The organism is Zoogloea sp. (assembly GCF_044344315.1).
In the GTDB taxonomy this organism is placed as follows: Bacteria; Pseudomonadota; Gammaproteobacteria; order Burkholderiales; family Rhodocyclaceae; genus Zoogloea.
The window spans coordinates 1-20,516 of sequence record NZ_JBIJDC010000083.1; the positions used below are offsets into that span (position 1 = coordinate 1).

At 65.1% G+C, this 20,516-nt stretch carries 17 protein-coding genes; 16 read left to right on the forward strand and 1 reads right to left on the reverse strand.

What is annotated here, in order from left to right:
- The 9 genes from ACIQ09_RS16040 to ACIQ09_RS16080 form a co-directional block, all read left to right on the forward strand.
- Window positions 1–258: 2-oxo acid dehydrogenase subunit E2 (locus ACIQ09_RS16040; RefSeq protein ID WP_398312008.1), on the forward strand; the 258-nt coding region annotated here is incomplete at its 5' end.
- A gap of 81 nt (window positions 259–339) precedes the next feature.
- On the forward strand, window positions 340–1,761 hold the full coding sequence (gene lpdA, locus ACIQ09_RS16045) for a dihydrolipoyl dehydrogenase (protein ID WP_398312011.1): 1,422 nt from the start codon (window positions 340–342) through the stop codon (window positions 1,759–1,761).
- A 108-nt stretch (window positions 1,762–1,869) separates the two neighbouring features.
- Window positions 1,870–2,982 (forward strand): cell division protein ZapE, encoded by a 1,113-nt coding sequence (gene zapE / locus ACIQ09_RS16050; protein WP_398312014.1) that lies wholly within the window; start codon window positions 1,870–1,872, stop codon window positions 2,980–2,982.
- A gap of 7 nt (window positions 2,983–2,989) precedes the next feature.
- A complete protein-coding gene (locus ACIQ09_RS16055; RefSeq protein ID WP_398312017.1) occupies window positions 2,990–3,778 on the forward strand; it encodes a hypothetical protein in 789 nt (262 codons plus the stop codon).
- A 22-nt stretch (window positions 3,779–3,800) separates the two neighbouring features.
- Window positions 3,801–5,756, forward strand: a complete 1,956-nt coding sequence (locus ACIQ09_RS16060) for an ATP-dependent DNA helicase (RefSeq protein WP_398312020.1) — start codon at window positions 3,801–3,803, stop codon at window positions 5,754–5,756.
- Between the two features lie 157 nt (window positions 5,757–5,913).
- On the forward strand, window positions 5,914–7,290 hold the full coding sequence (locus tag ACIQ09_RS16065; protein WP_398312023.1) for a hypothetical protein: 1,377 nt from the start codon (window positions 5,914–5,916) through the stop codon (window positions 7,288–7,290).
- A 114-nt stretch (window positions 7,291–7,404) separates the two neighbouring features.
- Entirely contained in the window at window positions 7,405–7,692 is a 288-nt protein-coding gene (locus tag ACIQ09_RS16070; protein WP_398312026.1) for a putative quinol monooxygenase, read from the forward strand.
- A 37-nt stretch (window positions 7,693–7,729) separates the two neighbouring features.
- Window positions 7,730–8,359, forward strand: coding sequence for a cyclin-dependent kinase inhibitor 3 family protein (locus ACIQ09_RS16075; protein ID WP_398312029.1), 630 nt, complete (start codon window positions 7,730–7,732; stop codon window positions 8,357–8,359).
- A gap of 20 nt (window positions 8,360–8,379) precedes the next feature.
- Complete coding sequence (locus tag ACIQ09_RS16080; RefSeq protein WP_398312032.1) at window positions 8,380–9,090, forward strand: hypothetical protein; 711 nt, start codon at window positions 8,380–8,382, stop codon at window positions 9,088–9,090.
- A gap of 29 nt (window positions 9,091–9,119) precedes the next feature.
- On the opposite strand, the gene sugE is transcribed toward ACIQ09_RS16080, so the two are convergent.
- Complete coding sequence (gene sugE / locus ACIQ09_RS16085) at window positions 9,120–9,434, reverse strand: quaternary ammonium compound efflux SMR transporter SugE (RefSeq protein WP_398312035.1); 315 nt, start codon at window positions 9,432–9,434, stop codon at window positions 9,120–9,122.
- A gap of 597 nt (window positions 9,435–10,031) precedes the next feature.
- On the opposite strand from sugE, the gene ACIQ09_RS16090 reads away from it, so the two are divergent.
- The 7 genes from ACIQ09_RS16090 (at window position 10,032) to ACIQ09_RS16120 (ending at window position 20,084) form a co-directional block, all read left to right on the forward strand.
- A complete protein-coding gene (locus tag ACIQ09_RS16090; RefSeq protein ID WP_398312038.1) occupies window positions 10,032–13,007 on the forward strand; it encodes a PAS domain S-box protein in 2,976 nt (991 codons plus the stop codon).
- 281 nt (window positions 13,008–13,288) lie between these two features.
- Window positions 13,289–13,783: a molybdopterin-guanine dinucleotide biosynthesis protein B gene (gene mobB / locus ACIQ09_RS16095; protein ID WP_398312041.1), complete on the forward strand. Its 495-nt coding sequence runs from the start codon at window positions 13,289–13,291 to the stop codon at window positions 13,781–13,783.
- Window positions 13,780–15,003: a gephyrin-like molybdotransferase Glp gene (gene glp / locus ACIQ09_RS16100; RefSeq protein WP_398312044.1), complete on the forward strand. Its 1,224-nt coding sequence runs from the start codon at window positions 13,780–13,782 to the stop codon at window positions 15,001–15,003. Before mobB ends, glp begins: the two co-directional genes overlap by 4 nt.
- Window positions 15,000–15,254, forward strand: coding sequence for a molybdopterin converting factor subunit 1 (moaD, locus tag ACIQ09_RS16105; RefSeq protein ID WP_398312047.1), 255 nt, complete (start codon window positions 15,000–15,002; stop codon window positions 15,252–15,254). The genes glp and moaD overlap by 4 nt, the downstream gene beginning before the upstream one ends.
- Window positions 15,255–15,256: 2 nt before the next feature.
- The gene (moaE, locus tag ACIQ09_RS16110) at window positions 15,257–15,718 is read left to right on the forward strand and encodes a molybdopterin synthase catalytic subunit MoaE (protein WP_398312050.1); all 462 of its coding nucleotides are present in this window, start codon (window positions 15,257–15,259) and stop codon (window positions 15,716–15,718) included.
- A 197-nt stretch (window positions 15,719–15,915) separates the two neighbouring features.
- Complete coding sequence (locus tag ACIQ09_RS16115) at window positions 15,916–18,648, forward strand: PAS domain S-box protein (RefSeq protein WP_398312053.1); 2,733 nt, start codon at window positions 15,916–15,918, stop codon at window positions 18,646–18,648.
- A gap of 23 nt (window positions 18,649–18,671) precedes the next feature.
- Window positions 18,672–20,084 (forward strand): MBL fold metallo-hydrolase RNA specificity domain-containing protein, encoded by a 1,413-nt coding sequence (locus ACIQ09_RS16120; protein ID WP_398312056.1) that lies wholly within the window; start codon window positions 18,672–18,674, stop codon window positions 20,082–20,084.
- Window positions 20,085–20,516 lie beyond the last annotated feature (432 nt).

The window sequence follows — 20,516 nt, forward strand, 5'->3', positions numbered from 1 at the left end:
TTCTCCATCTCCAACGGTGGCGTGTTCGGTTCCATGATGTCCACCCCGATCATCAACCCGCCCCAGTCCGCGATCCTCGGCATCCATGCCACCAAGGACCGTGCCGTGGTGGAAAATGGTCAGGTCGTGGTGCGTCCGATCAACTACCTCGCCATGTCCTACGATCACCGCATCATCGACGGCCGCGAAGCCGTCCTGGGTCTGGTGACCATGAAGGAAGCACTGGAAGATCCGGCCCGTCTGATCCTGGACGTCTGATCTCACTGACCTGAGGCACGGCCGCGGCAGCTCGTCTGCCGCCGCCGTGCCTTGTTTCAATCCGAACAAGGAAGAAAACACATGGCGAAGCAATTCGACGTTCTGGTCATCGGCGGTGGTCCCGGTGGCTATGTGGCTGCAATCCGCGCCGCTCAACTCGGTTTCAACACGGCCTGCGCCGAATCCAATCCGTATGCCGACCCGAAGGGCGAGCCCCGTCTGGGCGGCACCTGCCTGAACGTGGGCTGCATCCCGTCCAAGGCGCTGCTGCACACCTCGCACCTCTTCGAAGAAGCCGGTCACGCCTTTGAAGAGCAGGGCATCTCTGTCGGCACCCCGAAGATCGACGTGGCCAAGATGATCGGCCGCAAGTCCAAGATCGTCGAGCAGCTTACCGCCGGCATCAAGGGCCTGTTCAAGAAGAACAAGGTCACCTTCCTGGCCGGGCACGGTTCCTTCGTCTCCAAGACCGAAGCCGGTTGGCAGGTCAAGGTGGGTGAAGAGGTCGTCGAAGCCAAGAACGTGATCGTGGCCACCGGCTCCACCGCCCGTCACCTGCCTGGCATTCCCGTGGACAACAAGCTGGTGTGCGACAACATCGGCGCCCTCGACATCGATTCCGTGCCCAAGCGCCTTGGCCTGATCGGCTCCGGCGTGATTGGCCTGGAAATGGGCTCGGTGTGGAACCGCCTGGGTTCTGAAGTGACCATCCTCGAAGCCATGGACAGCTTCCTCGGCGCCGCCGATCAGGATCTGGCCAAGGAAGCCCTCAAGCTGTTCACCAAGCAGGGTCTCGACATCAAGCTGTCCGTCAAGGTTGGCAAGGTCACGGTCGGCAAGAAGTCGGTCACCGTTGAGTACGAAACGAAGGACGGCGCCCAGAAGGTCGAGTTTGACCGCCTAATTGTTTCTGTCGGTCGCGTGCCCAATACCGCCGGTCTCAACGCCGAAGCCGTTGGCCTCAAGCTCGACGAGCGTGGCTTCATCGACGTGGACGGCCACAACCAGACCAACCTGCCTGGCGTGTGGGCGGTGGGTGACGTGGTGCGCGGCCCGATGCTGGCCCACAAGGCCATGGAAGAAGGTGTTGCAGTGGCCGAGACCCTGGCGGGTCAGAAGGGTCACACCAACTTCGACACCATCCCCTGGGTCATCTACACCTCCCCGGAAATCGCCTGGGTGGGCAAGACCGAGCAGCAGCTCAAGGCTGAAGGCGCCGCCTACAAGGTTGGCAAGATCCCGTTCATGGCCAACGGCCGTGCCCTGGGTGCCGGTACGCCGGCCGGCTTCGTGAAGATGATTGCCGATGCCAACACCGACCGTATCCTTGGCGTGCACATCATTGGCTCCAACGCTTCCGAGCTGATCGGCGAAGCCGTGGTGACCATGGAGTTTGCCGGTGCGTCCGAAGATCTGGCCCGCATCTGCCACGCTCACCCGACCCTGTCGGAAGTCGTCCACGAAGCCGCCCTGGCGGTAGACAAGCGTCCTCTGCACTTCTGATCGTCAGGGGCCGGTTCGCCGGCGCCTGCATCAGCCGGGGGTGGTCAGGCGTAAAATGCCTCACCACCCCTTTTCCATCCGTAGTAACCATAAAAAAGTTTCACGACCATGCCCCATCGAATCCTCAAGGTTGCCGAAAACGGCATGCTCGACGCCTACGACGCCACCCTCAAGGCGCGTGGCTTCAAGTCCGACCCGGCGCAGCGTGCCGCCGCCCAGCGCCTGCAGGGCCTATATTCCGAATTGGTGTCCTTCAAGGCCGCCAGGCGGGGCACCATTCGCAAGCTGCTCTCGAGACCCAAGCAGCCGAGGAGCGTGTATTTCTGGGGTGGAGTGGGTCGCGGCAAGAGCTTCCTGATGGACTGCTTCTATGATTCGGTGCCTTACCAGCGCAAGCGCCGGGTGCACTTCCATGCCTTCATGCAGGAAGTCCAGAACGACCTGAAGAACCTCAACAACGAGGCTGATCCCCTGCAAAAGGTGGCCGACCGTATCGCCCGCCAGACCCGCCTGCTGTGCTTCGACGAATTCCATGTGTCGGACATCGCCGACGCCATGATTCTTGGCCGCCTGCTGGAAGCCCTGTTTGCCCGCGGGACCATCTTCGTGATGACCTCCAACTACCCGCCGGATGGCCTCTATCCCAACGGACTGCAGCGCATCAACTTCCTGCCCACCATCGACATGATCAAGCGTCGCTTCGACGTGGTCGAGGTGGATCACGGCACCGACTACCGCCTGCGTACCCTTGAGCAGATGGATGCCTTCCTGGTGCCGGGTGATGATGCGGCCGACAAGCACCTGGCCACCGACTTCGAGAAGATCGCCGGCACCAAGGGCGCGCCTGGCGAGATCGAAGTGCTCGAGCGCAAGCTCAAGGTCCAGCGCATCGCCCCGGGGGTGATCTGGTTTGACTTCGATACCCTGTGTGCCGGTAACCGTTCCCAGAACGACTACCTGGAGATCGCCCGGGAGTACCACACCCTGATCCTCTCCCGCGTGCCGAAGATGAGTGCGGCCATGGCCTCCGAGGCGCGGCGCTTCACCTGGCTGATCGACGTGCTCTACGATCATCGGGTCAAGCTGCTGGTCAGTGCCGAATGCCAGGCCTACGATCTGTACGTGGAAGGTCGACAGGCCAGCGAGTTTCACCGCACCGTGAGCCGTCTCATCGAGATGCGTTCCCGCGATTATCTGGCCGAAGCCCACCGGGTGGACTGAAACGCCGATGCCCTGGCGTTACGCCTGTCTTCTCCTTGCTCTCCCGGCCGTCTCCCTGTCTGCCATTGCCGATGGTCGCCTCGAGATCATCACCCTGCGCCACCGCAGCGCGGCCCAGATCGTGCCAGCCCTGCGGCCGCTTGTGGAGCAGGGTGGTGCCTTGAGCACCCTGGACGACAAGATCCTGATCCGGGTTTCGCCGGCCAACCTGGCCGAGTTGCAGGCCGCCATCGCGGCCCTCGACACGCCGCTGCGGCGGCTGGTGGTGTCGGTGCGGCAGGATCGCAACAGCGAAGGGCAGGGGGCGGGCATTGGGCTGTCGGGCAGGCTGGAGCCGGGCCGCAACGCCATCCGTATAGAAGGCGGGGCAGGGCAGTATCGGCAAGCCGAAGGTGTCAGTCAGCAGGTCCAGGTGGTCGAAGGGGGCCGTGCCCTGATCCGGGTCGGGCACGCCCTGCCCGTGCCCATGCGTGAATGGCGCCCCAGCGGAAGCGGCTGGCAGGCTGTCGACAGCGTGCGCTACACCGACGTGGGGAGTGGCTTCCTGGCCTCGCCCCAGCTCGTCGGTGAGCGGGTGAGCATCGAAATCGCGCCGGGCATGGAGCGCGTGGGCGCCGATGGCGTCATCGAGACCCGCCGGTTGTCCACCACGATCAGCGGGCGGCTGGGGGAATGGATTCCGCTGGGTGGGAGTCAGACCGATACGAGCCGCTCCACCCAGGGCACCACCGGCATCGGTCGGGACAGCCGCAGCAGCCAGGCCGACGTGTGGCTGCGGGTGGACGTGGTCGAGTGAGTGCAGCATTGCCGGAACATCCATGAACGTAGAAAAAGCCTTTGCCGCCGATGGCCCCCTGGCCGCCGCGATTCCCGGTTTCAACCCCCGGCCCCAGCAAATCGAGATGGCCGAGCACATCGCCGCCACCCTCAAGGACAACGGCGTGCTGGTGGCCGAGGCCGGCACCGGCACCGGCAAGACCTACGCCTACCTGGTGCCGGCGCTGCTGGGCGGCGGCAAGGTGATCATCTCCACCGGCACCAAGACCCTCCAGGATCAGCTCTTCAACCGGGATCTGCCCACCATCCGCGCCGCGCTCAAGGTGCCGGTGGGCGTGGCGCTCCTCAAGGGGCGCGCCAACTACGTGTGCCACTACCACCTGGCCCGCAACCTGGTGGACGGGCGCTTCACCACCCCCGAGGACGCCGCCCACCTGCGCGCCATCGGGCGCTTCATGGAGATCAGCCAGAGCGGCGACAAGGCCGAGTGCCCCGAGGTGCCCGAGGATGCGGCCGCATGGATGTTTGCCACCTCGTCCCGGGACAACTGCCTGGGCCAGGAGTGCCCCAACATCAAGGAGTGCTTTGTGGCCGCCGCCCGCCGGGCAGCCATGGATGCCGACGTGGTGGTGGTCAACCACCACCTGTTCTTTGCCGACGTGATGCTCCGCGATGAAGGCATGGGCGAGCTGCTGCCTTCGTGCAACGCGGTCATCTTTGACGAAGCCCACCAGCTTCCCGAAACCGCCAGCCTGTTCTTCGGGGAAAGCGTGTCCACCTCCCAGCTCCTCGAACTGGCCCGGGACACCCGCTCCGAAACCGTGGCTGCCGCCCGGGACTGTCTCGATCTCATCGAGGCCACCCGCAAGCTCGAAAAGTCCGCCCGCGATCTGCGCCTGACGGTCAATGCGGAGAATGCCCGCTTCGGCTTTGCCCAGCTGGAAGACAACAAGCCCTTCCATGAAGCCGTGGAAGCCCTGGATGCGGAGCTGGCCGGCTTTTGTGCCATGCTCGAAACCCAGGCCGAACGCTCCGAGGGCCTGGCCAACTGCCTGCGGCGCACCCAGGAGCTGCAGGAGATCCTCGGCCGCTGGCAGAAGCCGGAAGGGACCGACTGGGTGCGCTGGGTCGAGGTCTTCAGCCAGTCGCTGGCCCTGCATGCCACGCCCCTGTCCATCGCCAGCATCTTCAAGCGCCAGATGGATGGCCACCCGCGGGCCTGGGTGTTCACCTCGGCGACCCTGGCGGTCGGCCGTGATTTTGGCCACTACTGCCGCGAGCTGGGCCTGCACTGGGTCGAGCCGCCCATCGACACGGCGGTGTGGGGTAGCCCCTTCGACTACCCGCAACAGGCGGTGCTTTACGCCCCCCAGAACATGCCCGAGCCCAACAGCCCGGAGTATCCGGATGCGGTGGCGGCGGTGGCCTTCCCGTTGATCCGGGCCGCCCAGGGCCGCGCCTTCGTGTTGTGCACTTCCCTGCGGGCCATGCGGCGCATCCACGAAGTCATCGCCGAGAAGCTGGAGCGGGAGAAGCTCAAGCTGCCCCTGCTCATCCAGGGGGAGGGCTCGCGCACCGAGCTGCTCGATCGCTTCCGGCGCCTGGGCAATGCCATCCTGGTGGCCAGCCAGAGCTTCTGGGAAGGGGTGGATGTGCCCGGCGACGCCCTGTCGGTGGTGGTCATCGACAAGCTGCCCTTCGCCCCGCCCGACGATCCCGTGCTTGCGGCCCGCATCGAGCACATGCAGAAATCCGGTCGCAACCCCTTCATGGAGTATCAGCTCCCGCGCGCCGTCATCAACGTCAAACAGGGCGCCGGCCGGCTCATTCGAACCGAGCAGGACAAGGGCGTCCTCGCCATCTGCGACCCACGCATGCTTACCAAGCCCTACGGCAAGCGCGTCTGGCAGAGCCTGCCACCCATGCGCCGCAGCAAGGTGGAGGCGGAAGTGGTGGCCTTTCTTGAACAGCTCCCACCGCCAGCCAGCCAGGGCTGACAGGCGCAACCCCGGTCACGCGTGGAGGTCGAAGGGGATTGTGGGGGCGACTTCAGTCGCCCGCGGACTGTGATCGTCGGCCTGCCTTGACCCGCGCAAAGGGACAGCCAGCCCCAGCTTGCTAGAATCATCCGCGTCTATTCTAGGGAGGCCGCCCGTGCCCGCCAAGTCTGCCGCCATGCCCCCCGATGCGCTCACCCGTATTGCCGAGGCCCTGACCTCCGGCGACTGCACGGGCACCGCCGAGGCTCTCAACGCGGGCTGCCAGTGCGTCTCCCTGGATCGTCAGGCGCTGCTCGACGCCCTGGCCCGGGACCCGCGGGATGGTGCCCTTCAAGCCTTGCTGGCCGAGTCCCGTCCCCATCTGTTTGCCGACTCCATGGCCTTCGTCTCGGCCCGTCATGTGGCGGCCATGGCGGCGGTTGTCACGGCCATCGAGCGGGTGGTGGCCCTGCCGGCCTGGGAGGAGATGGTGCTTGGCTGGGCGCCGCCGATGGCGCGGCAGACGACCGCCGCCGCTGGCGTGTTCCTGGGCTACGACTTCCACCTGGGGGAGGGTGGGCCGCGGCTCATCGAGATCAACACCAATGCCGGCGGTGGGCTCCTCAATGCCATCCTTGGGCGTGCCCAGCGCGCCTGTTGCCCGGAAGTGGCCGAGGTGATGGACGCGCTACCCGACGCGGCCACGGACCTGGAGGACCGCTTCGTGGACATGTTCCGCAGCGAATGGCAGCTGGTGCGGGGTGACGTGCCCCTGCGCAACATCGCGATTGTCGATGAGGCGCCCCAGGGCCAGTACCTGTTGCCCGAGTTCCTGCTCTTTCAGCGCCTGTTCGAGCGTCATGGCATTGCCGCCCGCATCTGCGACCCCGGCGAGCTGATCAACTCGGCGACGGGGCTCAGTCTTCACGGCCAGCCCGTTGACCTGGTCTATAACCGCCTCACCGACTTTGCTTTCGAGGCCGCATCCAGCGCTGCTTTGCGCAACGCCTGGCTGGACGGTTCGGCGGTAATCACCCCCCATCCCCGGGCCCACGCCCTGTATGCCGACAAGCGCAACCTGGTGCTGCTGTCCGATCCGGCGGCCCTGCGTCGCCTGGGCGTGGATGAGGCCACCATCGCCATTTTGCGTGAGGGCGTCCCCCACACCGAGGCCGTCAGCCCGGCGCATGCTGACGATCTGTGGGCGCGTCGGCGGCAGCTGTTCTTCAAGCCCGCCTCCGGCTTCGGCAGCCGGGGCACCTACCGGGGGGACAAGCTCACCCGGCGGGTCTTTGGCGAGATCCTCGCCGGCGATTACATCGCCCAGACCCTTGTGCCCCCGTCCGAGCGCCGCCTGGAAGTGGAGGGCGCCCCGGTGGATTTGAAGATGGATCTGCGCAACTACGTCTATCGGGGCGAAGTGCAGCTCGTCACCGCGCGCCTCTACCAGGGCCAGACCACCAACTTTCGCACGCCGGGGGGCGGCTTTGCGCCGGTACTGGCCGTGCCGTGCCACGTGCCGGGCGGCGAAGAGGCTTCGCGGGCCTCGTGAAGGTGTGGGCGTCGCCTTCAGGCTTTTCTTGGGATCCGCTTTCGTCGACACTGCATTCCTGACAAATCAGATGCGGCCATCGTGGCCCCGTCACCCCACTACCGGAGTCTTCCCATGTCACTCAGCGTCGTCGCCACCATTACCGCCAAACCCGAGTTTCGCACCGAAGTTCGCCAGGCCCTGGATCTGATCGTCCCGCCCAGCCGTGCCGAGGCGGGTTGCCTGCAGTACGACCTGCACATCACCCGCGACAAGCCGGACAGCTTCGTGATGATCGAACGCTGGGAGGACGACGCCACCCTGGATCGCCACATGGCCACAGCGCACTTTGCGGCACTGGTTGCGGCCATTGATGGCAAGGTCACCGGCGTGGACATCATTCGTCTCGACCTGGTGTCCTGAGCCCGGGTCTCATGACCCGTATCCTCCCACTTTGTCGATGTCCCGCCGTCTCCAGGAAGGGATCTGGCAGAATCGGGGGATCACCATCCACCGGGCTTCGAGCCGGAATGCCATGATCGGCGCACGTACCAGCCACACCCATCCCCTGCAGATCGCTGAAGTGCGTGCCAGCCCGGCCCACGGCCGCATCGGCATCACCTTCTGCCCCGGCAAGCATGATCAATGGGCAGCCACCGGTGCGTGGGCCCGTGATCTGGGCGTCGATCTGGACGCCATCGCTGTCTGGGGCGCGCGGCTGGTGTTGACCCTGGTCGAGCCGGCCGAGCTCCTGTCGCTGCGGGTGCCCCAGCTGGGCCATGAGATACACCGTCGGGGCATCCTCTGGCGCCATCTGCCGATTGCCGATTTCAGCGTGCCCTGCCACGACTTCGAACGGCAGTGGGTTATCCAGGGCCAGGAGATCCGCACCCTGCTTCGCGGTGGTGAGGATGTGCTGGTCCACTGCAAGGGCGGCCTGGGCCGTGCCGGCATGATCGCGGCGCGGCTCCTGGTGGAGCTGGGAATGGACCCGGAGCAGGCCATTCGCGACGTGCGGCGTGCCCGCAAGGGCGCCATCGAGACCTCGTCGCAGCTGGCCCTGGTGCGTCGCACCCAGCCGATTCCCTGAAGCCTCAAGCCCTGCGTGCCATGCATACCGCCGACCCCTGCGTGATCGACACCGCCCGTCTGCAGCGCGTGGGCGGGCAGCGGGGCAGCAACGTGGCCGGCATCTACGCCAACGACTGCGGCCGGCGCTACTACGTTAAGACCCTCGAATCCCCCGCCCATGCGCGCAACGAGTGGCTGGCCGCCCAACTTTACCGCCTGGCCGGCGCCCCCATCCTGCCCTACGTCCGCACCGAAGCGCCAGACCAGATCGCCACCGAACTGCTGAGCCTCGACAAGAAGCACGTCTCCCTGCTGACCGAGCGCGAACGCCGGCAGGCCCAGCGTTGGCTGGGTGTGCATGCCTGGACGGCCAACTGGGATGCGGCCGGGTTCGACGGAGACAACCAGGGCGTCGTCGGCGGCACCGTGCTGACCCTGGACGTGGGCGGCGCCCTGGCGTTCCGGGCCGGCGGCGATCCCAAGGGCAAGGCCTTCGGCGTCCAGGTGGGCGAACTGGACAGCCTGCGCTGCAACCCGGACAACCCCCACGCCTGCCGGCTGTTCGGTGATATCAGCCCCTCCGATCTCGAGGCCGCCATCCGTGCCGTCACCGCCATCCCCGACGAACACATCCGTGCCCTGATCCTTGAGTGCGGCGGCCGCCCGGCACTGGCCGACAAGATGATTTTCCGCAAGGCCGACATGGCGTTGCGGCTGAGGGATGCCAGGGTGACCGGTCAGGAGGGCTGAGGCTGCAGCACGGCGTTACCGCCGCATGCTCAGGCCAGCAGCTTCAGTCCAGCGATGCCTGTCACGATCAGCCCCACGCAGACGAGCCTACCGGCCGTGGCCGGTTCGCCGAAAAGGATGATGCCCAGCACGACGGTACCCACTGCACCGATACCGGTCCAGATGGCGTAGGCGGTTCCTAGGGGGAGGGTGCGGAGCGCACTGGCAAGCAGCAGCAAGCTCGCGAGCATCGACGCCAGGGTCGCGACCGAGGGCCACAGCCGTGTGAAACCTTGGGTGTATTTGAGCCCGATGGCCCAGCCGATCTCGAGCAGACCGGCAAGAAGAAGAGTGAACCAAGCCATGACGCACCTCCGCATCTGGGGCGGGGTCGTCCCAGCCGGGTTGTGTCTGACGTGAGGTCGTCCCCACGTGATGGCGCCTTGAATTCTATCCATGGCCGCAGCGGGCGGCAAGGCAGCCCCTACGCCCGGTCGCATCTCTTGCCCAGGCCGCGCAGGCCGAGTCGGTTCTCTTGCAGGGGTGAATCAGTGCCCCTGCCTGGTGTCGTCGTTGTATGGGCTCGCCACCTGAGTCGGCTCGTCTTGCTACAATCCGGCGCCTGTTCGCCAGACATCTCCGCGCCGTGCCACACCACCTCTTGCCCCTCAATGTGCGCACCCCTGCAAGCTGTTCGGGCTGCGCTGGCATCAGACCATTCCGCCGGAGTGCCCATACCATCGACGCGTCCCCGAGACGGCCGGGCGGTATCCATTCGTGTGTGAAGTCTCCCGTCTTCAAAGCCGTCCGGATTAAACTCGACGCACTCAGTGCAATTCCTTTACCAGCACGTTGCGTGCAGGGATGCAGGCAATCAGGGTGCTGAACGTGGTTGTCTGTGGATCGCTGCATGCTTGACCAGTCCCCTGTTACAACACCGCGTACCCACTCGAGGCTGATGCATGTTCATCTCGCTGATCAATAACATCGCATTCCTGATTGCGCTGGTGGCTGCGGGGCAGGTGGTGATCTCGCGCTTCGACAAGAAGCCGCTGAATCGCCAGATACTGCTCGGGCTGCTGTTTGGCGGCGTCGCTGTGCTGGGCATGGCAAATCCGGTGAGCTTTTTACCCGGCGTGTTCTTTGATGGCCGTTCGATTGTGCTGTCGGTGGTCCGTGTCGTCGGCGGTGGTGTGGCTGCAGTGATTGCGGCCGGCATGGCGGCGGCCTTTCGCTACCAGCTGGGCGGCATCGGTGCGACGGTTGGCGTCGTGGTCGTGCTGCTCTCGGCGCTGCTCGGCGTGGTGGCCCGGCAGTTTCTGCTGCGTCGTGGCAGCCCGCCACGCCCGATGCACTATCTGTTGCTCGGTGTCGTGGTGCAGCTGATGCAGTTGGCCGCATTCACGCAAGTACCCAATCGGTCCGGGTATGCCTTCATCGAGCAGGCGTGGTGGATATTGCTGCTGTTCTATCCGTTCGCCACCATGCTGCTCTGTCTGGTATTTCGTAATCACGAACAGCAACTGATCGACCAGCAGGCCTTGTCCTCCGCGCAGGCTGCGGTGCTTGCCGCAGAGCGTGCCAGCATCCAGCGGTTTCACGCCTACTTCGACCATTCTATCGTCGGTCTGGCCATCACCAGCCTGGAACGGGGCTGGATCGAGGTCAACGATGCCCTGTGCCAGACGCTGGGCTACACGCGGGACGAACTCACCCGCATGACGTGGACGGAGCTGACCTACCCCGAGGATCTGGCGCCCGACCTCGCGCAGTTCAACCGCATGTTGGCGGGTGAAATCAGCAGCTATGCCATGGACAAGCGCTTCATCCACAAGGATGGCCATCTGGTGGATACGCGCCTGGCGGTCAGTCATGTGCGCAAGCCGGATGGCAGTCCTGATTACGTGGTGGCCATGGTGGAAGACATCAGCGAGCGCAAACGGGCCGAAAAGGCACTGCATCACGAGCAGCAGCTTTCCGCCAACATCATCAATGCCCTGCCGGGGGTCTTCTATCTGTTCGATGCCAGCGGCCGTTTTTTGCGCTGGAACCAGCATTTCAAGGATGTCACCGGCTATGGCGACCGGGAACTGGCGACGATGCAAGGGCCCGATTTTTTCGGCGGCGAGGACCGGCAACGCATTGCCAACACGATGGAACAGGTGTTCCGGGATGGTAATGCAAGCGTCGAGGCGACGATTCTGGATCGGCATGGGAAAGGGACTCCCTTCCATTTCAGCGGTACGCGGGTGACGCTCGATGGCCAGTCATGTCTGCTTGGCCTCGGGCTGGACGTGACCGAGCGCCTGAAGGCCGAGCAGATTCTGGCGCACGAGCGTGCCATTCTGCGCACCCTCATCGATACCCTGCCTGATCTGATCTGGTTGAAGGATACGGAGGGTGTCTACCTCGGGGCAAACAAGCGCTTTGAGGAATTTTTCGGGGCCAGTGAAGCGGAGATCCTTGGCAAGACCGATTACGACTACGTGGACAAGGAACTCGCTGATTTCTTCCGCCATCACGATCGCCTGGCCATGGAACGGGACGCGCCGTCGGTCAATGAGGAGGAGATCCCCTTTGCCTGCGACGGGCATCGCGAACTGCTGGAAACCACCAAGGTGCCCATGCGCGATGCCCAGGGCCAGCTGATCGGTGTGCTGGGCATCGGCCACGACATCACGCAACGCAAGGCCACCGAGAACGAGTTGCTGCAGTACCGCAACCACTTGGAAGACCTTGTCGAATCACGCACGGCCGAGCTCTGCATTGCCAAGGAGGCGGCCGAAGCCGCGAGTCGCGCCAAGAGCATCTTCCTTGCCAACATGAGCCATGAACTGCGAACCCCGATGAACGGTATTCTCGGCATGACCGATCTGGCGCTGCGCCATACCGATGATCCGAAGACCCGGGAGCAGTTGGCTAAGGTCATCCAGTCCTCTCACCACCTGCTTTCCGTCATCAACAACATCCTGGATATCTCCAAGATTGAGGCGGACCGTCTGGCCCTTGAGGCTGTCAGTTTCACTTTCGGCGAAGTACTGGAAAGCCTCTTCAGCCTGCTCGGCCAGAAGGCCGAGGAGAAGCAGCTCAAGCTCTTGATCGATGTGGCCCCCGAGGTTTCCAGCCTGGCCCTGCTGGGCGATCCGTTCCGCCTCCGTCAGATCCTGCTCAACCTGACGGGCAACGCACTCAAGTTCACCGATCACGGATCGATCACGGTACGTTGTGGTTTGCTGCAAGACAGCCCGGACGGCGTTCTGTTGCGCATTGAGGTTGTCGACACGGGTATCGGTATCACCGCCAGTCAGCAAGGGCATCTGTTTGCCGCCTTCGAGCAGGCTGATGGCACGATGACCCGCAAATATGGCGGCACCGGCCTGGGGCTGGCCATCAGCAAGCGCTTCGTGGAGATGATGGGCGGCGAGATCGGCGTGAACAGCACGGCCGGTCAGGGAAGCACCTTCTGGTTCACCGTACGCCTGGGCAAATCCGGAGAAGTGGCCGTGGCTGCGCCAGCCCTGGCCAGGAGGTCCGCCGATGAGCGTCTGCTCAACGAATATGCCGGCACCCGCATCCTGCTGGCAGAGGATGAGCCGATCAATCAGGAGGTGTCGTGCTGCTTGCTCAAAGAGATCGGTCTGGTGGTCGATCTGGCCGAGGATGGCCTGCAGGCGCTTGAGCTCGCCAGACAGAACACCTACGCCCTGATCCTGATGGACATGCAGATGCCGCGGATGAATGGCGTCGATGCCACCAGGGCGATCCGGGCGCTGCCGGGTTACGCGCATACCCCTGTTCTGGCAATGACGGCCAACGCTTTCGATGACGATCGTCAAGTCTGTCTGGAAGCAGGAATGAATGACCATCTCGCCAAACCGGTCGATCCGGATACACTTTTCGATACCTTGCTGAAGTGGCTGTCATGGCGGGGCAATTGAGGATTCGCCCGGATCGTGGTGATGGGCCGGGATCTGGCCAGCAGGGTCCAACGCCGGTCAGGTGACACCGCGAACGACCTTTCTCAGGGTGAATTCGTATGGCGTGTCGTCTGCTCAGGCTTGCCACCTGAGCTTCCCCGTCTTGCTACAATCCGGCGCCTGTCCGCCCGACATCTCCGCTCCGTGCCACACCATCCCTTGCCCATCGACGTTCGCCCGTCCGCCCGTGTCTTGGGGGAGAACAGGCTGACTGTTTGCGCTCCGCCCGGAGAGGTATTTCCATGAAAGTCTTCGGCTTCGCCGGCTGGTCCGGCTCCGGCAAGACCACCCTGATCGAGCGGGTCATCCCTGAGATCACCGCCCGCGGTTTGCGCGTCTCGGTGATCAAGCACGCCCACCATGGTTTCGACGTGGACAAGCCGGGCAAGGATTCCTGGCGTCACCGGGAGGCCGGGGCAGGGGAGATCCTGCTGGTGTCCGACGAGCGCTGGGTGCTGATGCACGAGATGCGCGGGGCGCCCGAGCCGGATCTGGAGGCCCAGCTGGCGATCCTGTCGCCCTGCGATCTGGTGCTGGTGGAGGGCTTCAAGGACGTGCCCATCCCCAAGATCGAGATCCATCGCCCGGCCCACGGCAAGGCGCTGCTTTACCCCGACAACCCGGCCATCGTTGCCATTGCCACGGATGCGGATCTATCCGGCCCCTTGCCCTGTCTCAATCTCAATGATCCGGCCGCCGTGGCCGCCTTCATCCTTACTCATCAAGGGCTTTCATGAATTCTTCCCTGCGTCCTTTCGACGAGGTGCGTGCGGCGCTGCTGGCCGCCGCCGAACCGCTTGCCGACATCGAGCAGGTGCCCACCGCCGAGGCCCTGGGCCGGGTGCTGGCCCGGGCCCAGGTGTCCGGCCTGCAGGTGCCGCCGCTGGACAATTCCTCAATGGACGGCTATGCCGTATGCACCGCTGATGTGGCAGACCTCGGCGCGCGTCTGCGGGTCGGGCAGCGCATTCCCGCGGGCAGCGTCGGTCATACCCTGGAGCGGGGCACGGCCGCGCGCATCTTCACCGGGGCACCGATTCCCCATGGGGCGGATGCGGTGGTGATGCAGGAGCTGTGCACCGTGGAGGGTGGCGATGTGCTGATCAATCATGTGCCTCGGGTCGGCGAGTGGATCCGCCGGGCCGGCGAGGACATCGCCCTCGGCGCCACCGTACTGGCCGCCGGTGTGCGCCTCAACCCGCAGATGCTGGGCCTTGCCGCGTCGGTGGGCTGCGCCACGCTGCCGGTGTTCCGGCGCCTGCGGGTGGCGCTGTTTTCCACTGGCGACGAGCTGGTGATGCCCGGTGAGCCGCTGCCGCCGGGGGCCATCTACAACTCCAACCGCTACGTGTTGCGCGGCCTGCTCGAGGCCCTGGGCTGCCAGGTGTGCGACCTGGGCATCGTGCCCGACAGCCTGGAGGCGACCCGGGCCGCCCTGCGCGCCGCGGCGGGGAGCAACGATCTGATCGTGACCAGCGGCGGTGTATCCATGGGCGAGGAGGATCACATCAAGCCGGCGGTCAGCAGCGAGGGGCGCCTTGACTCCTGGCTGGTGGCCATGAAGCCCGGCAAGCCGGTGGCCTTCGGGCGGGTCAATGATCCGGCCGGCGGGCCTGGTGCGGCCTTCATCGGACTGCCCGGCAACCCGGTGTCCAGCTTCGTCACCTTCATCCTGCTGGTGCGCCCCTTCGTGCTGCGTGCCCAGGGCGTGGTCGATTGCCTGCCCAAGGCCATTCCCCTGACCGCTGCCTTCGATTGGCCTCGGCCGGACCGGCGCCGCGAGTTTCTGCGGGCGCGGATCGCCGATGATGGCCGGGTGATGCTCTTTCCCAACCAGGGGCCCGGCGTGCTCACCTCCACGGTGTGGGCCGACGGGGTCATCGACAACCCGCCCGGGCAGGCCATCGCGGCCGGCGACCGGGTGTCCTTCATTCCCTATTCCGAGCTGTTGTCATGAGCGTCAAAGTCCTTTATTTCGCCAGCCTGCGTGAAACCCTGGGCTATTCCCACGAAACCCTGACCCTGCCCGAGTCCATCTCCACCATCGGTGCGTTGCGGGGGCATCTGGCCCGCCGGGGCGGGGCCTGGGAAGCCCTGGGCGAGGGGCGTAATGTGCGTGCAGCGATCAATCAGGAGATGGCCGGGCCCGAGTCGGCCGTTGCCGATCGGGACGAGATCGCGTTTTTCCCCCCCGTGACCGGAGGTTGATGATGAGTGTCAGCGTTCAGGAAGCCGATTTCGATGTGGGGGCCGAGACGGCGGCCCTGTCCGCCGGGCGCCTGGACGTGGGGGCGGTGGCCACCTTCGTCGGCCTGGTGCGGGCCGACAAGCTGAGCGGAGCCGGGAGCGAGGTGTCGGCGATGACCCTCGAGCACTACCCCGGCATGACCGAGAAATCCCTTGAGGCCATCCTCGCCGAGGCCGGCGGGCGCTGGCAGCTCCAGGGCGTGCGCGTCATCCACCGCTTCGGTCGCCTGCTGCCGGGGGATCGCATCGTCTTCGTCGGGGTGGCCAGCGCCCACCGGGGCGATGCTTTTGCCGCCTGCGAGTTCATCATGGATTACCTCAAGACCCGCGCGCCCTTCTGGAAGAAGGAAGACACCCCCGAAGGCGGGCACTGGGTGGATGCCCGCGAGGCCGACGACTCGGCGGCTGCGCGCTGGGCGGACTAGCGTTCAGGGCTTCATCGTCGGGCCGTAGCATCTCGTTGAGGCGATTAACCTGATGGCTGTGCCACGGTGCACTCGCTCCGTGTGCGGTGTGTCAAGCCGGTGTCCGGAGCAGGGGGATATAGTGGAAACTCTGTGCACTGAAGCGGGTGGCCCGGGCCGGCGTTGATCGGTAATGGGGGGGCTCGCGAGCGAGAGCCATGACTGCCGATACTTTCCATTCGTCTCCAGGTGTCACCTTCTGCTTTGCGCTGGCTGATACACCGCGGATCCTGAGCGTGGATGCCGGCGTGATTGCCTTGCTGGGCTTTCAGCCGGAAGCCCTGTTGAGCGGTGCCGTGAACCTCCCGGACAGGATTCACCCGGATGATGGCGACTTGGCTGCGCGTCTGTTCTCTCCCACGGTGGCACCCGGGGCCGGTGCGTGTCAGTTGCGCTTGCGGTGTGCTGATGGACGCATCCTCTGCGTCAGGGCGGACTACCGCGCCTATCGGGAAGCGCAAGGGGCTTTCCTCGATCTGACGCTCCACGATGCCCGGGGCCTTCCCCGGACCATGGAGAGTGCGTCCAGCAGCGGGCCATTGGCGGCCATGCTCGAAAACTCGGACGATTTCATCTATTTCAAGGACCGCAACCACGTCTTTACCGGGGCGAGTCAGTCCCTGTTGACCCTATGCGCGCCCCCGGCGCAACGGACGGATCTCCTGGGTCTGACCGATTACGATGTTTTTCCGGAGGCCTACGCCGACATCTACTACCGCCTGGAGAAGGACGTTTTCGCCGGTGCGTCGTCGGTTCGGGAGGTGCAGGCCTATCAGGCGCTGGACGGGCGCAAGGGGTGGGTCGACAACCGCAAATACCCGATCCGAAACGAGCTGGGCGAGATCATCGGCCTCTACGGCATCGCCCGGGACATCACTGCGCAAAGGCACGCCGAGGCGGCGCTGCAGGACGAGAGTCAGCGCCTCCAGCTGATCCTCGACAATGCGCCCATCGGCATCTGGCTCCAGGACGGCCAGGGCCGGATGCGCTTCGTCAACAAGGCGTTCTGTGACGCAACGGGCATACCGGAGGCCGCCTTCCTCGCCGTGCCGCACTACGCCGAGCTGATCCCCGAGGCCTTCCGTCAGCAATGCCTCGATTCGGACATCAAGGCCCTGACCTGCGAGGGTATCAGCGAGACCGTGCAGCGACTGCCGTTTGTGGATGGCAAGATCCATGACCTGCGGGTGATCAAGGCAGTCAAGCGTGATGAAGACGGGGTTCCCGTGGCGCTGATGGGGCTGAGTCTGGACATCACCGAAGCCTTGCGTCAGGAGCAGGCCCTGCGCAGCAGCGAGCAACGCTTCCGCTCCCTGTTCGAGAACACCGATAACGTCGCCGTGCAGGGCTATGACAGCCAGCGTCGCGTCATCTTCTGGAACCGGGCCAGTGAGCTGCTTTATGGATACTCCAGCCAGGAGGCCATGGGGCAGCCCCTCGAGGGCTTGATCATTCCCGAGGCCATGCGTGAGGCCGTGGTTGCTGCGACAAGCGCCTGGGCTGCCGGTGGGCCCGCCATTCCGGCTGGAGAGCTGACCCTGCAGCGCAAGGACGGCTCCCTGGTCACGGTGTATTCCAGTCATGTGATGCAAGCCGGCGCCCAGGGGCCGGAAATGTACTGCCTCGACATCGACCTCACCGAGCGCAAGTGTGCCGAGCTGGAACTGGCCAGGTATCGCCACCACCTCGAACAGCTGGTCCTGGAGCGCACCGCCGACCTGTCGGTGGCCAAGGAGGCGGCCGAGGCGGCGAGCCGCTCCAAGAGCACCTTCCTCGCCAACATGAGCCACGAGCTGCGCACCCCCATGAGCGGCATCATCGGCATGCTGGCCCTGGCCAGGCGCCGCATGGGCGATGCGGCTGGTCTGGACCACCTGGACAAGGCCCGGCAGGCCGCCGATCACCTGCTCGCCGTGCTCAACGACATCCTCGACATCTCCAAGATCGAAGCCGAGCACATGCGTCTTGAAGACGTTTCCGTGGACCTGGGCATTCTTCTTGAGAAGCTGGTCTGCGTGTTCGGCCAGAGGGCCACCGAGAAGGGCCTTCAACTTGATGTGGAGGTGTCGGACCGATTGGCCCATCTGCCCTTGCGGGGTGACCCGCTGCGCCTCTCCCAGATCCTGATCAATCTGGCGGGTAACGCCGTCAAGTTCACCGATAGGGGTGGCGTTACCGTGCGCGCCAGGTTCCTTGAAGAATCCCCGGACGATGTCCGGGTCCGCTTTGAGGTGAGTGACTCGGGCATCGGCATCGATGCCATGGCCCAGGCCCGGCTGTTCAATGCCTTCGAGCAGGCCGACAACTCCATGACCCGCCGCTATGGCGGCACCGGCCTCGGGCTGGCCATCAGCAAGCGTCTGGTTGGGCTGATGGGCGGCGAGATCGGCGTGAACAGCAGCCCCGGGCAGGGCAGCACCTTCTGGTTCACGTTACGACTGCTAAAGAACGCTCAGGCGCCTTCTCAAGCCATCGCGGTGGCGTTCGCCTCGGCCGAAAGGCAGATTCAGCGCGATCATGCCGGCGCACGCATCCTGCTGGCGGAGGACGAGCCCATCAACCGGGAGGTCGCCCTGTCGCTGCTGGAAGATCTGGGCGCCCGGGTTGATGTGGCCGAGGATGGCCTGGAGGCCCTCAACATGGCCCGGCAGACTGCCTATGCACTGATCCTGATGGACATGCAGATGCCGCGAATGAACGGCATCGAAGCGGCGCTGGGTATACGTGCCGATTCACTGTGTCGCAACACACCCATCCTGGCCATGACCGCCAACGCCTTTGACGAGGACCGCAAGGCCTGCCTGGCGGCGGGGATGAACGATTTTCTCAGCAAGCCCGTAGAGCCGGAACGGCTCTTCGAGACGATGCTTAAATGGCTGTCGGCGGGATAGGCGGCCTCCGGGAGAACATCCACATGCGTATCCGCTTCTTTGGCGCCGCCGGCGAAGTCACCGGCTCCTGTACCCTGGTGGAAACGGACAGCGTCCGATTTCTGGTGGATTGCGGTATGTTCCAGGGCGGCGCCGAGGCCCGGGTCAAGAACAACCGGGCGCTCAACTTCGGCTTCGACGTTCGCGATCTCGATTTCGTGTTGCTCACCCATGCCCACATCGACCACTCCGGGCTGCTGCCACGGCTTGCTGTGCTGGGCTTTCGCGGGCCGGTGTATGCCACCCCTGCCAGCATCGATCTGCTCGAGGTGCTGCTGCTGGACAGCGCCCACATCCAGGAAAAGGAAGCCGAGTGGCAACTGCGCCACCAGCATCGGCGGGGCCGTAACGGCCGCGGAATCCAGCCGCCCTTGTACACCGTGGCCCAGGCCCAGGCGGCCCTCGGACTGTTCCGGCCGGTGCCCTATCGGGAAGCCTTCCGCCCCGCCGAGTCCGTGGAGGTCCGTTTCCACGACGCCGGTCACATCCTGGGGTCCGCCTGGCTGGAGGTAACAGTGAGCGGAGAAGGCCGGCCGCGCCGGCTGGTGTTCTCCGGTGACCTGGGCATGCGCAACCGGCCCGTGCTCCACGACCCTGAAAAGGTTGTCCCCGAGGCTGACCTGCTGCTCATCGAATCCACCTACGGCGACCGCCTGCACCGCCCCCTGGCCGAGACCGAGGAGGAGATCATCGCCGCCATCGGGCGCACCCAGGCCTGCCACGGCAATCTGATCATCCCGTCCTTCGCGGTGGGGCGCACCCAGGAAATCATCTACCTGCTGGCCGCCCTGGTGCGCGACGAGCGGCTTGATCCGCTGAAGGTCTTCGTGGACTCGCCCATGGCGGGCGCCGCAACCCGCATCACCCTGGCCCACCCCGATCTCCTCGACAGCGAGACCCGCGGGCTCATCGACTGGATGCAGGCCCACCCCCGCAAGCTGAGCGTGGAGTACGTGGCCGACGTGGAGGCCTCTCGGGCCCTCAATCAGGTGCGCAGCGGCGCCGTGATCATCTCGGCAAGCGGTATGTGCGACGCCGGTCGCATCAAGTACCACCTGCGCGAGAACCTGCCGCGCAGCGAATGCAGCGTGCTGATTACCGGCTTTCAGGCCGCCGGCAGCCTGGGCCGCCGCCTGGTGGATGGCGCCCGGCTGGCGCATATCTTTGGCGAGCCGGTCCCCGTCCGGGCCCGCATCTACACGGTGGGCGGCCTGTCGGCCCATGCCGACCAGGCCGAGCTCCTGCACTGGCTGCGCGGCTTCCACACCCCGCCGCGGCAAACCTGCGTGATGCACGGCGAAGCCAGCGCCGCCAGCACCTTCGCCCAGGCCATCCGCGATGAACTGGGCTGGAACGGTGTGATCCAGCCCCGGGTGGGTGATGTGCTCGACATGTAGGCACGCTCCACGCACCAGGGAAAGGGGCGTTCCGGACGCTCCGACGGCGACTGGAGAGCCCGTGGGGTCGAATTCATTGGCTCTGTTCGCGTTAGGTATGTAAATACGATCCTCGGCAGGCCCGCCGGGCCTGGAGAGCCTTGCCTTCCGGGGTGGAAGCGCCTTCCAGACGTTCGCCCGAACCTCGATGTCTCATTCCGCTCGACCTCGAACCGGTGAGCCCTTGCAGGACGGCTTTCCGGTGTTTGGCGTGACATTGGCCGGGGACTCGCCCCCGGCGGGCGACCTTCTTTCTTGTTGTACGACAAGAAAGAAGGCAAAGAAACGTACCCCGCTGTCGCGCCCCCTTCGGGGGTTCCCTCCTTCCGGGCCCGTCAGGCGGGGTCTGCGCAAACTCGCCCTGCGGGCTCAAACATGCGCAGCCCTTTTTCC

Bases quoted from the DNA above. Each gene is read 5' to 3' on its own strand.
- lpdA (WP_398312011.1), top strand. From the start codon at position 340: ATGGCGAAGCAATTCGACGTTCTGGTCATCGGCGGTGGTCCCGGTGGC.
- zapE (WP_398312014.1), top strand. From the start codon at position 1,870: ATGCCCCATCGAATCCTCAAGGTTGCCGAAAACGGCATGCTCGACGCC.
- ACIQ09_RS16055 (WP_398312017.1), top strand. From the start codon at position 2,990: ATGCCCTGGCGTTACGCCTGTCTTCTCCTTGCTCTCCCGGCCGTCTCC.
- ACIQ09_RS16060 (WP_398312020.1), top strand. From the start codon at position 3,801: ATGAACGTAGAAAAAGCCTTTGCCGCCGATGGCCCCCTGGCCGCCGCG.
- ACIQ09_RS16070 (WP_398312026.1), top strand. From the start codon at position 7,405: ATGTCACTCAGCGTCGTCGCCACCATTACCGCCAAACCCGAGTTTCGC.
- ACIQ09_RS16075 (WP_398312029.1), top strand. From the start codon at position 7,730: ATGTCCCGCCGTCTCCAGGAAGGGATCTGGCAGAATCGGGGGATCACC.
- ACIQ09_RS16080 (WP_398312032.1), top strand. From the start codon at position 8,380: ATGCATACCGCCGACCCCTGCGTGATCGACACCGCCCGTCTGCAGCGC.
- sugE (WP_398312035.1), bottom strand. From the start codon at position 9,434: ATGGCTTGGTTCACTCTTCTTCTTGCCGGTCTGCTCGAGATCGGCTGG.
- ACIQ09_RS16090 (WP_398312038.1), top strand. From the start codon at position 10,032: ATGTTCATCTCGCTGATCAATAACATCGCATTCCTGATTGCGCTGGTG.
- mobB (WP_398312041.1), top strand. From the start codon at position 13,289: ATGAAAGTCTTCGGCTTCGCCGGCTGGTCCGGCTCCGGCAAGACCACC.
- glp (WP_398312044.1), top strand. From the start codon at position 13,780: ATGAATTCTTCCCTGCGTCCTTTCGACGAGGTGCGTGCGGCGCTGCTG.
- moaD (WP_398312047.1), top strand. From the start codon at position 15,000: ATGAGCGTCAAAGTCCTTTATTTCGCCAGCCTGCGTGAAACCCTGGGC.
- moaE (WP_398312050.1), top strand. From the start codon at position 15,257: ATGAGTGTCAGCGTTCAGGAAGCCGATTTCGATGTGGGGGCCGAGACG.
- ACIQ09_RS16115 (WP_398312053.1), top strand. From the start codon at position 15,916: ATGACTGCCGATACTTTCCATTCGTCTCCAGGTGTCACCTTCTGCTTT.
- ACIQ09_RS16120 (WP_398312056.1), top strand. From the start codon at position 18,672: ATGCGTATCCGCTTCTTTGGCGCCGCCGGCGAAGTCACCGGCTCCTGT.